Consider the following 11,183-nt stretch of genomic DNA (forward strand, 5'->3'; position numbering starts at 1 on the left):
CGCCGGGCCGGTCGACCGCACGGACCGGTGCCCGCCGGCCGCCCCGAGCGAACGGGACCGGGAGCGGACCGCCGCGAGGCTGACCAGCCGCTCCCCCGCCAGCGCCAGGATGTCGGCAAGGCTCAGGCCGAGCGCCTGGGCGGCGGCGGCCAGCACCTCGGAGGAGGCCTCCTTGCGGCCCCGCTCCACCTCGGAGAGATACGCCATGGAGATCCGGGAAGCGTCGGAAACGTCTTTCAACGTCCGCCCCTGTGCCCGGCGTTCGCGGCGCAGCACCTCCCCGACGAGGTCACGCCAGAGCGGTTCCCGGGGCAGAGCCGGGGCCACCGGGGCGGCCGCCGTCGGGAGCGGGCGCAGAGGAATCACGTCGGCCTGGTTAGTCGTTCGGATACTCACCGTCCCAGCCTAGGAGCGCGGCACCGTCCCGGCACGGGTGGGGCGTTGCGCTCCGGGCGGATCTGCTGATGGCGAAGTAGCGTGACAGACGGCCGGTACCGGGGACGGCCGGTACCGGGGATGCGTGGGGGGACGCGAGTGCAGGCGGCGGCGTGCTCACCCGGCGACGGCGGAGACTCGACGCCGGTAGTAGGCGATCGCGAGAGCGATGGTGATGGGCCCCCAAGCGGCGAGGAGGGTGCCGCACACCGTCGCCAGCGCCTCCCAGGCGCCGTTGGTGTACTGAACAGTGTCGATGACGCCGTACAGGGTGAGGTCGCGATCGTCGCCCAGTGGGACGGCGGTGAACAGAATGGTGAGGATCAGGCCTCCGAGCACGGCGGGGACGACGGCCGCCAGCGGCCGGACGCGTCTGCCGCCGATGACCGGTATCCAGACGGGCGCCACCTCCCCCCAGCCCCGGACCAGCCCGATGGTCAGGATCGCGACCACTTCCGTCAGCACGCTGAGCCCGAGAACGTACGGGATGCTCAGCCAGAGGGCGGGCAGACTGCCCTCCTGGGCCTCCTGCCCCATCGTGAAGTGCAGAGCGAAGGGCAGCCGCCACAGGCACGCCGGCAGCAGAAGCAGCGGTAGCGCGTAGGCCAGGCGCATCGCCCACCGAGGAACGGGCCGCTCGGTGTCACCGACGGACGGGGGGCTGTGAAGGATCCTCAGCGTCATGACTCCACCCTCGCGGAGCAGGCATGACGGGGAATCACCCGAGCGAGCCAACCCGCTCCCCCGCTCGGGGGAGACCACACCTGGCGGCCTCGCCCACGCGGGGTAGCGGTTCCGGCGGCGAGCGCACCGGCGCCGGCGCCTCGCTGCGTACGGTCAGATCAGGCCCTGCGCCAGCATCGCGTCCGCGACCAGCTCGAAGCCCGCGATGTTCGCGCCCACCACGTAGTTGCCGGGGCTGCCGTAGCGCTCCGCCGTCGTGTAGCAGGAGTCGTGGATGTGCCGCATGATCTCGGCGAGCCGCTCCTCGGTGTGGGCGAAGGTCCACGAGTCCCGGGACGCGTTCTGCTGCATCTCCAGTGCGCTCGTCGCGACCCCGCCGGCGTTGGCCGCCTTGCCGGGGGCGAAGGCGACGCCCGCCTCCTGGAACACCCGGACCGCCTCCGGGGTGGTGGGCATGTTGGCGCCCTCCGCGACCGCCTTGACCCCGTTGCGCACGAGGTCCAGCGCGTCGCCCTCGTGGAGTTCGTTCTGCGTGGCGCAGGGCAGGGCCACGTCCACGGGGACCGACCACACCCCCGTACCGGGTACGAACCGGGCGTGCGCGCCGCGCCGTTGGGCGTACTCCGAGACGCGGCCCCGGCCCGCCTCCTTGATCTCCTTGAGGAGGGCGAGGTCGATGCCCTTCTCGTCGACGACATAGCCGCTGGAGTCCGAGCAGGTCACCACGGTCGCGCCGAGCTGCTGCGCCTTCTCGACGGCGTAGATGGCCACGTTGCCCGAACCGGACACCGCTACGGTCTGCCCCTCCAGCGACTCGCCACGGCTGCGCAGCATCTCGGCGGTGAACAGGACCGTGCCGTAGCCGGTGGCCTCCGTACGGGCCTGTGCGCCGCCCCAGCCGAGGCCCTTGCCGGTGAGGACGCCGGACTCGTACCGGTTGGTGATCCGCTTGTACTGGCCGAAGAGGTAGCCGATCTCTCGGCCGCCGACGCCGATGTCACCGGCCGGGACGTCGGTGTACTCCCCCAGGTGGCGGTGGAGTTCGGTCATGAAGGACTGGCAGAAGCGCATGATCTCGGCATCGGACCGGCCCTTGGGGTCGAAGTCCGCGCCGCCCTTGCCGCCGCCGATGGGCATGCCGGTGAGGGCGTTCTTGAAGATCTGCTCGAAGCCGAGGAACTTCACGATGCCGAGGTTGACCGAGGGGTGGAAGCGCAGCCCGCCCTTGTAGGGGCCGAGCGAGCTGGAGAACTCCACCCGGAAGCCGCGGTTGACGTGGATGTCGCCGGAGTCGTCCGACCACGGCACCCGGAAGATCAGCTGGCGCTCGGGCTCGCACACGCGCTCGATGATGCGCGCGTCGACGAACTCGGGGCGCTGGGTCAACACCGGCCCGAGCGTCTCCAGGACCTCGCGGACCGCCTGGTGGAACTCCTGCTCACCCTGGTTGCGGCGCAGGATCTCGGCGTAGAGCGGCTCGATGACGCGGGCCGCGGCATCGTGCGTGCGGGCGGAGTCGGGCGAGTCGGGGATGACCGGCATCTGATCAAGACCTTTCGTGGTCGGCTCGTGCGCGTCGGCGCCCCCGCCCCGGGGAGCACCACCGGTCCGTCTCCCCCGCCGGGACCCCGCGGACTCCTTCCCGGGAGGATTCGGGAGGACCATGCGGCCGTCGCCCGGCAGGGCGCTGTGCAGGACCGTCGTACGGTCCGATTCTCCCGCGCGGCCCGATGATCTTCGAGGGCCTTCCACATACTGGCCATGATCAGCCGTTCGATCGGCGCCCGGACCGCCGTGCGGGGCCCCGCACGGGCCCCCGATCCGCCGTTCCGAGCGGCCCGCGCGGCTCGGGTCCACCGCCCCTGCGACGACCCCCCGCATGGCGAAGGTCACACGTCGGATCGACTCGCGCGCGGGCCGCGCACCCTCCAGAGCCCGGCCGCCGAGGCGAGCACGACCACGCCCGAGACGACGCTCAGGGCTGTTTCGAGGCCGTTCCGGTCGACCGCGAAGCCGAGGAAGACGTTGGCGACGAGTGCGGCGGACAGGACGAGCCAGAGCAAGGACTTCATGACGGCGATGCCTCCGTGGTCGGTGATGCGTCCAGCCTGTCGGCCGGGGCGCGCCGCGAGGAGGGAGAGGGCCCCCGTATCGGGGTGCAGCAGGCTGCACCCGTGAGCGGGCGGGCGGCGCGGACCGGGGGCGGGCAGACACCATGGGCCGAGCCGGGGGACCGCGCGTGCAGCCGGCGGAAGGCAACCGTAACGGTCCCGTGAAAACAACACCGGGGTACCGGAGTTACCCGTCAGGAACAGGGACACCCCGCGTGACGATCAGTCATGATGCCCCCATGACGAAGCCTCGGGGGCGTCGGAGAGGGCAGCCTCCTGACGCATTACGGGCGCCGTACGGCGTACGCCGGGCCGGGAGCGGCGTCGCCCGGCCCCGCCCGGCCCTGCCCGCGACGCCGACACCGCCGCCGTCCGGGCGCACGCTTCCGCGGGCGGCGTATCCGGCGTACGCCCGCACCCCGGCGTATCCCGCCCCGGCTCCCCGGGGGCAGCCCCGCATCCCCAGGGGCACGGGCGACATGCGGCGCTATCTGGCGGTCGGCCTCGACAGCTATCTGTGCCTGCTGGCCGTCGGGCTCCTGGTGCGGTCCTGCCTGAACTCCGGCGGGACGGGGCACGCGGTCGCCCTGCTGGTCGTCCAGTTGGTCACGCTGTCGTTCGCCAACCAGGTGCTGCTGACGATGGCCGTGCGGGCGAGCGCCGGAAAGCTCATCATGGGCGTCCGGGTGATCCGGCTGCCCGACGCGGGCCGGCCGGGATTCCGCGTGCTGGTACTGCGCTGGCTGTACGGGCTCCTCTGGCTGCCGCGCCAGCCCTGGCGGCGGCTTCGTCGCGGCCAGGGGGCGGCCGGCGGCCCGGAGAGCGCCCCGGGCCGCCCCTCCGCGCCGCACGAGGACCTCGCGGGTGTGCGCCAGGTCCGGTGCAGCGACCTGCGGTCCTACCGGGCGGCGATGGCGGGTCGTCCGGACTGAGCCTGCTCGGTGAAACCTTCAGGTGAGAAGGGTCCCCTTCAGCGCCAGTCGCCGGTGATCCAGGCAACGAGGCGCGGGCGGGCCGTGTACGGGTCGCACTCGACGATCGACCGGGTGGAGACGAAATCGTGGGTGACGACCTGCCCGACATCGCGCGCCACCCGGCTGAAGCCGCCGCTGACGTCCCCGGGTTCCCCGATCGTCACCGGGGCGGAGGAAGCGGCTGTTGTCTCCTCTTCGCAGCCGACGTGAGGAAGGGGCTGGCCGAGGTGCCAACCGCAGACGAAGACGGCGTACAGGGCGGCGGTGGCACCCAGGCGGCGCGGAGTGATCCAGGTTATCCAGTGAGACACCTGCCGGAGTGTTCCACGAACCGGGCGCCGGGGAGGCGGCGCACCGTCAGGTGACGGTCGGGTGGGGCCGCTGCGACCTGAGCCGTCGCATCAGCCGGCGGCGGTACGCGGCCGATGCCCGGTCATCGAATCGGTCGCCGGAGATCGCGGTGTCGCGCACCGTGCTCCAACGGCGGCCCGGGGGGGGCATGACCGCGAAGGAATTGTCGACCTGGAGCCCCGGAACCCGGTATTCGGCCAGATGGAACGTTGTACACGATGCGAAGTCCGTACCCAGGAGAAGGATGCGCGCCCCGCCCTCTTCGAGCCCGGCGAGGGGGCTGCGTTCGCCGAGGCATAACCGCTCGGTGTCCTGGCCATATGACCACCGCACCACCGAGTTTCCGGACCGTCGCCGCACGAGGGGCCGGTGGACAGCTACCTCGACGGCCGCGGCCGGGCAAGGCCCGGACCGCGTCGCCACAACCGTGTTCCCACCGGATGCGCCTTCCGGCCGGATCCTGATCGGCAAGCTGTCAGAAGGGCACAGCGGGGCAGCTCGTGCCCCGTGGTGGGACCGCCAGGTCCGTGAGGTAGCTGTCCACGGCGCCTTCCATGCAGGGGCCGCTGGTGACGCTGCCGTGGCCGTGGCCCTCGTAGGTGAGGAGCACGCCGCTGCGGCCGAGCTGCCGGGCCACCGAGACCGCCCACGGGTAGCCGGTGGCGGGGTCGTGCAGCGCGTTGGACACCAGGATCGGCGGTGCGCCGCGCACGCGCAGGCGGTGCTGCGGGTTGGCGGTCGGCGCGCCCAGACACGCCGCGACCATGTGCACCGGAAGCAGGTAGGGCAGGTCGGACGCGGTCGTGTGCATCATGGAGACCAGCGAGGCGTACTCCTGGTAGTCGCGCACCGGCAGGCGCCAGTCGGAGCAGAAGACCGGGGTGGCCGGATGCAGCGGCTCTGTCGAGGTGGGCGACGCGGGCAGTGGCCTGCTGGTGTGCATTCCCGCGATCGCCTCGGCCAGGCCCGCGTAGTCGGCCGAGTAGAACTTCCGGAACGCCTTCTTGTTGACCAGGTCCGAAGGCGACAGCGAGATGCCCGGTTTCGCCGGGTCCTCCAGCTCCCCGCGCCCGGCCCGGTCCAACAGGCCCTGCCAGACGGTGCGGACGTCGAGGCCGTGCAGCGCGCAGTCCGCGGCACCGTCGCACCACTTCACGAACTCCCGGAACGAATCCTCTGCCGTGGCCGCCTCGGACCGCAGGAACTCACGGGTGGTCGGGACGCTGTGGTCCATGACGCTCTCCAGCACCATCGCGCGCACGCGGCGCGGGTAGGTCTCGGCATACTGGGCCCCGAGCACCGTGCCGTACGAACTGCCGTGGAAGGTCAGCTTCCGCTCGCCGAGGGCGGCCCGGAGAGCGTCCAGGTCCCGGACCGTCTGGGCGGTGTCGAGGTGGTCGAACACCGGGCCGGTCCGGGCCCGGCAATCGGCGCGGAGCCGCCTGTTGTACGCCAGGGTGGCATCGAAGTCCGCCTGGCTCCTCAGCTCCGGTGACGGCCGATCGGCGAGCAGGTCGTCAGAGCAGACCACGAGGTTGCTGCCGCCCACGCCGCGCGGGTCGAAACTGACGATGTCGAACCCGCGGCGGACCTCGGAGCTGAACCGGCCGATCCTGTCGACCACCATCTTCACACCCGAGTCGCCCGGCCCGCCGGGGCCGAACACCATCGAGCCGACGCGTGCGCCGGAGTCGGTGGCCTGGCGGCGGGCCACGGCCAGGTCGAGTTTCGGCCCGTCGGGACGGGCCCAGTCGACCGGCACGGAAAGAGTGGCGCACTCGGCTCCCGGCTTCGTCGCGGCGTCACACGGCGCCCATCGCAGCACCCCGGTGGCGGCGGCCGGCGACGCGTGAGCCACGGGAGCGTCGGCGAGGCCGGTACTGACGACCGTGGCCGCTCCGACAGCCAGGGCCATGCCCCGCGAGGCGACGCCCCGCAGTGCGGATCTTCCTCTGGACAACATGAATCCTCCTCGTGCGGGGAGCGGTTGTTCCAGGCGTGCGGCCCGGACGGGGGCACCATCGCCACGTTGGGCTGCGCGGCGTCTACGGGGCGGTGGGCTTCCGGGTCGCCGTACGGTAGAAGTTCAGCGAGACCGGGCCCTTCCTGCTGGTCGTCTCCGCGCTCTTGCTCCTCATCTTCCGTTTCTCGTTAGCGGCGTAGCGGGCGTCGCCGATGTCCTTCGCCGGTGGAACCGGATGGTCGGCCTCGTAGAGCTGGGAAAATCCTGAGTCGGCCACGACGAAGGTGTCCCCGTGCATGTTCGCCTGACTTTCCCCAGCATTGCCGAAGTCCGCCGCCACCAAGATGTGGACGCCCTCGTACGGTGCGGTCCAAAGGCTCTCCGCGGCGTTGTCCGAGCAGATTTCGAGCCGGACCCGAACACCCTTCACCGTGGTCTCGAACTTCTCCTTCCCGATGGCGAAGAAGCCTTGCCGCCTCTCCTCCGCCGAACGGTCCGGAGCTTCCCGGGAGCTTGCCTCGAAACGCTTCGTATAGGTCTTCGGCTCCTGGCCGCCCTGGAAGGCAGGCGCGTAGTTGTCGAACACGGTCACGTTGCCCGTGCCGTCGAGTTCGGGCCCCTGGTTCCAGACCTCGTACGTCAGCTCTTCTTCGGCGTCCGCGGCGTAGAAGTTGCCGGAACTCGCCTCCTGCCGGATCCGCTCCCGGCCCTCCCGCTGGTCGGCGCGCGCCCGGTCCGCCGCGGGCCCGTCAAGGTCGCGGCGGCGGCCGACGGTTCCCGGCACCACCAGGTAGTTGCTGGGCAGCTTCGCCAGGCGGCCGGCCAGCCACTCGTCCACACCGGCCGCCTGGTCCTCGCTCAGGAAGTGGGTGCCCTCGCCGCTGAAGTAGTACTCCGGTGCGGTGAAGATGTACATGTGCTCGGGGTCGTAGCGTTCACTCCATTCAAGGAATGCGGTGTCCAGGGCCTCTCCCAGGAGCTGTTTCTTCTGCTCCAGTTCAACGGCCGACCATGCTGCGTCCTCTCCCATCACCTTGTCCGTGGGGGCCTGGACGCCGGCGATGTGGACACCGGTCTTCTCTGCGTCGATCTCCATGTCGTGGCGCTCGAAATCCTCGCGAACCCACGGCTCGGTGCGCTCGCGCGCCGCGTGCGCGAGATTCTGGGCGGCCTGCCGGTCCTCCTCCTCCGACACGCGCTGCACCGGTACGTCGGTACGGGCGCCGCTGCCGACTCCGCTCTCGGTCCGCGTCGGCGGGAGCACCGACCGCTGCATGACGCGGGTGGCGTTGGCCTCGGCTTCGCGCTCGAAGCGGTCGGAGGGATCGGAGACCTTCAGCCCGGTGCCGTCGTCGGTTCCGGCGACGGGGCCTTGGCGCTGCTGGATGACGTGGGTGAGCTCGTGGGCGAGGGTGTGCTTGTCGCCTCCGCCGTCGCCGATGACGACATGGTGGCCGGAGGTGTAGGCGCGGGCGCCGACCTCGGCGACGGAGGCTTTGGCAGCGGCGTCGTTGTGGATGCGGACGTCGGAGAAGTCGGCACCGAGCCGGGCTTCCATGTCGGTGCGGGTGGCGTTGTCCATCGGCCGGCCGGCCGCGCGCAGCACGTCCGGGACGGCTGAGCGCTGGACGGAGGGCTGTTCGGCCTGCTGGTCCTCGGCGGGCGGGTGACTGGCGTCCCGCAGCATCTGGACGACGGCCGCGTTGCCGATCGTGCCCTGCAGGGCAAGGGGCCCGGTGCGTGGCGTTCCGGGCGCCGCCGCATGTGTGCGGGCCGGGGCAGATTCGTTCTCCGCATCAGTCTTTCCGGCACGATCCTGACTGCGCATGGAAACCTCGTCACTGCTGAGAATGCGTCCCTTCCTGGATACATGGGGGCGCAGCTCCGGTTCCAGGTACTGCGGGGCACAGTTCGGTGGGCGGACAGGCACCCGGTCCGAGGACATGAGGGACGACACGCTCGGGGGCCGCTGAACGCCGAAGGCGGCGGTCCCGGAGTCTGCCGGGGCCGCCGCCTTCGGGCGGGGACGGGGGTGGTGCCGAGGGGAAACGGCGGGTGGGTCAGGCCTGGGAGCCGGCCTTCCACTCGGACCAGCTCATGTTCCAGCCGTTGAGGCCGTTGTCCGGGGTGATGGTCTTGTCCGGGGAGTTCTTGACGATGACCACGTCGCCGACGAGGGAGTTGTCGTAGAACCAGGCGCCGGGGGCGCTGGAGTCGTTCGCGCCCTTCACGTCGGCGAGGCCCACGCAGCCGTGGCTGGTGTTGACGTTGCCGAAGATGCCCTTGCCCCAGTAGTTGCCGTGGATGAAGGTGCCCGACGTGGACAGGCGCATGGCGTGCGGCACGTCCTTGATGTCGTACTCGCCCTTGCCGTCGTCATCGGTGAAGCCGACGGTGGCGCCGTTCATCCGGGTCTCCTTGTGCTTCTCGGAGATCACCATCTGACCGTTGTACGTGGGGTTGTCCGGGGAGCCCGCGGAGATCGGGATCGTCTTGATCGTCTTGCCGTCGCGGGTGACCGTCATCGTCTTGGACTTCACGTCGACGGTGGAGACCTGGTTACGGCCGACCTTGAAGGTCACGGTCTTCTGCTGGACGCCGAAGACGCCGTCCGCACCCTCGACGCCGTCGAGGGCCAGCTTCAGGGTGACGGTGGAGCCGCCCTGCCAGTAGTCCTCCGGGCGCAGGTCCAGGCGCTGGGAGTTGAACCAGTGGCCGACGACTTCCTGGCCGCTGCTGGAGGTCACGGTGATGCCGTCCTGGACGGCCTTCTTGTCCGTGATCGCCTTGTTGAAGTTGATCGAGACGGGCATCCCGACGCCGACCGTGGAGCCGTCCTCGGGGGTGAAGTTCCCGATGAAGCTGTTGTCGGGCGAGACGGTGGTGAAGGAGCTGTTCTCGTGGGCCTCGCGGCCCTTCGAGTCGGCTGCCGTGGCGTCGATCTTGTACGTGGTGGACCGCTCCAGCTGGCCCGCGGGCTTCCAGCTGGACCCGTCGGCGGCCAGAGTGCCCTCGACCGGGGTGCCGTCCGCGGTGGTCATGACGACCTTGGTCAGCTTGCCCTTGGCGACGGTGACCTGGGCCGCGTTGTTGATACTGGCGTTGGTCGCGCGATCCTTCGGCTTGATCGCTATCTGCGCCTCGGAGGCGTCCGCGGCTGCCGCCTTGTCCACTTCCTGCTGCGACGATTCCGAACTTCCGGCGTTCGTCTTTCCGCCCTTGTCGCCGTCGTCGCTACAGGCCGAAAGCACCAGCACGCCGCCGAGCAGTGCGGACATGGCCATGAGGCCCCTGCGCCGCTTGCTGTCCGTCATCACACGCTTCTCCATCGTTGCCGATTCCCCAGAATCCCCGGACGGGGCCGCCAGGCCGCTATTCCCCGTCAATGTTCCAAGAACACCCGTAAAGGGTGCTCCGTTCCCCATCCATGACAGATGTGGGGAACACCACTCATCGACGCGGCCCCGGCAGTGGTGGTTCCCGTGGCCGGGCCCGCTTTCGCGCCGCGGTGCGGCGCGGCCCCGGTCCGCCGCCGAGCGGGTCCGGGGCCGGTGTTCTCCGACGTCACACCCGCTGCGCGGGGCCACCGTCCTCGCCGTCGTCCTTCCCATTGTGCGCGACCGCGCCGCCGTATCCCTCCTCGTCGTCCCCGTCCGGCGGCAGGAAGAGGTCCTCGTCGCCGTCGTCCGCGTCGTCCCAGCCCTCCGCGTCGGGGTCGTACTCGATGCTCTCGCTACTCCAGGACGCCTGGGCCAGTTCGACCCCGGGAACCTCGCTGACCAGGTCGAAGGGGTCGACCAGCGAGGCGAGGGCCTCCGCACCGTCTGCCCGGACCGTGGCCTCCGCATGCATCCGCTCCTCGGCGGTGTCGCTCCCGGCGACCGCCGCGACGGGCTCCCCGTACTCGGCGGCGATGGATTCGAGGGCGGTGCCGGTCAGGGCGTCGAGGTCGGTGACCTCCAGCACCATCTCCACGCGAAGTCGAACAAACCTGGATGTCTCTTCTGTGCTCATAGGCCGGAGCGTAAGGCCCGGCGAGGCCGCGACTTTCCACCGACCCGCTGCTTTGCTTAGCATCGGCCCACGGGGCTAACTCATGGTTGTCGCAAGGGGATCGAATCTGTGTCCGTCGCTCGTCGCACACTGCTGACCACCACCGCCGCAGGCACCCTGCTGGCCGCTCTCTGGTTCGTCCCGTCGGCCAACGCGACCGATGAGAACGGCGCTCAGGGCGCCCCGGCCGCCACGTCCGGCCGGACCCCCGCCGAACAGTCCGCCGGGAGCCCCGACGACGCGTCCGGCGCGCTCCTCGCCGACACCGGCCCGGGCCCGGACACCACCCCGTACCTCATCGGCGGCACGGCCCTGTTGGGGATCGGCGCGGGCTTCGTCACGTACTCGGTACGCCGCTCCGGGCCCGGGGCGCGCCCGGCGCTCTGAGCGTCCCGTACGTACGGGAGTGGGCCCCGCACCGGTCGTGCGGGGCCCACTCCCGTACGGCCTCCGTGCGTACGGGGCCGGCTCAGGCCAGCGGTCCCGTGACCGGCTCCACGGCCGCGACCAGGCGCCCTTCCCGTACGAACGTGTCGGCGGCGGCCAGGTCCGGCGCGAGGAAGCGGTCCGGGCCCGGGCCCTCGGCGCCGGCGGCCCGCAGCGCGTCCACGG

The 11,183-nt window shown here is 71.0% G+C and carries 12 protein-coding genes; 2 read left to right on the forward strand and 10 right to left on the reverse strand.

What is annotated here, in order from left to right; all coding sequences use genetic code 11:
* The 4 genes from CR470_RS30295 to CR470_RS30310 all read right to left on the reverse strand — a co-directional run.
* Window positions 1–396, reverse strand: a 396-nt coding sequence (locus tag CR470_RS30295) for a helix-turn-helix domain-containing protein (protein WP_097870689.1), incomplete at its 3' end; no start/stop codon positions are given.
* A 156-nt stretch (window positions 397–552) separates the two neighbouring features.
* A complete protein-coding gene (locus CR470_RS30300) occupies window positions 553–1,119 on the reverse strand; it encodes a hypothetical protein (protein WP_097870681.1) in 567 nt (188 codons plus the stop codon).
* Between the two features lie 153 nt (window positions 1,120–1,272).
* The gene (gene gdhA / locus CR470_RS30305; RefSeq protein WP_097870682.1) at window positions 1,273–2,661 is read right to left on the reverse strand and encodes an NADP-specific glutamate dehydrogenase; all 1,389 of its coding nucleotides are present in this window, start codon (window positions 2,659–2,661) and stop codon (window positions 1,273–1,275) included.
* A gap of 347 nt (window positions 2,662–3,008) precedes the next feature.
* Window positions 3,009–3,191 carry a hypothetical protein gene (locus CR470_RS30310; RefSeq protein ID WP_097870683.1) on the reverse strand — a complete coding sequence of 61 codons (183 nt, stop codon included), beginning with the start codon at window positions 3,189–3,191 and terminating at the stop codon, window positions 3,009–3,011.
* Window positions 3,192–3,709: 518 nt separating this feature from the next.
* Between CR470_RS30310 and CR470_RS30315 the strand changes: the two genes are divergently transcribed.
* Window positions 3,710–4,162 (forward strand): RDD family protein, encoded by a 453-nt coding sequence (locus tag CR470_RS30315; RefSeq protein ID WP_097870684.1) that lies wholly within the window; start codon window positions 3,710–3,712, stop codon window positions 4,160–4,162.
* Window positions 4,163–4,200: 38 nt separating this feature from the next.
* Here CR470_RS30315 and CR470_RS30320 read toward each other — a convergent pair whose 3' ends face one another.
* The 6 genes from CR470_RS30320 to CR470_RS30345 form a co-directional block, all read right to left on the reverse strand.
* The gene (locus tag CR470_RS30320) at window positions 4,201–4,515 is read right to left on the reverse strand and encodes a hypothetical protein (RefSeq protein WP_257138963.1); all 315 of its coding nucleotides are present in this window, start codon (window positions 4,513–4,515) and stop codon (window positions 4,201–4,203) included.
* Window positions 4,516–4,561: 46 nt separating this feature from the next.
* A complete protein-coding gene (locus tag CR470_RS30325; RefSeq protein ID WP_373561454.1) occupies window positions 4,562–4,978 on the reverse strand; it encodes an AAC(3) family N-acetyltransferase in 417 nt (138 codons plus the stop codon).
* 52 nt (window positions 4,979–5,030) lie between these two features.
* On the reverse strand, window positions 5,031–6,518 hold the full coding sequence (locus CR470_RS30330; protein WP_097870685.1) for an alpha/beta hydrolase: 1,488 nt from the start codon (window positions 6,516–6,518) through the stop codon (window positions 5,031–5,033).
* A gap of 82 nt (window positions 6,519–6,600) precedes the next feature.
* Entirely contained in the window at window positions 6,601–8,346 is a 1,746-nt protein-coding gene (locus CR470_RS30335; RefSeq protein ID WP_097870686.1) for an eCIS core domain-containing protein, read from the reverse strand.
* Window positions 8,347–8,578: 232 nt separating this feature from the next.
* Window positions 8,579–9,847 carry a L,D-transpeptidase gene (locus CR470_RS30340; protein ID WP_097870687.1) on the reverse strand — a complete coding sequence of 423 codons (1,269 nt, stop codon included), beginning with the start codon at window positions 9,845–9,847 and terminating at the stop codon, window positions 8,579–8,581.
* A gap of 235 nt (window positions 9,848–10,082) precedes the next feature.
* Complete coding sequence (locus tag CR470_RS30345) at window positions 10,083–10,487, reverse strand: hypothetical protein (protein ID WP_097870691.1); 405 nt, start codon at window positions 10,485–10,487, stop codon at window positions 10,083–10,085.
* A gap of 153 nt (window positions 10,488–10,640) precedes the next feature.
* Between CR470_RS30345 and CR470_RS30350 the strand changes: the two genes are divergently transcribed.
* A complete protein-coding gene (locus tag CR470_RS30350) occupies window positions 10,641–10,958 on the forward strand; it encodes a hypothetical protein (RefSeq protein ID WP_097870688.1) in 318 nt (105 codons plus the stop codon).
* Window positions 10,959–11,183 lie beyond the last annotated feature (225 nt).

This window comes from Streptomyces sp. rh34, assembly GCF_002551245.1.
Lineage (GTDB): Bacteria > Actinomycetota > Actinomycetes > Streptomycetales > Streptomycetaceae > Streptomyces.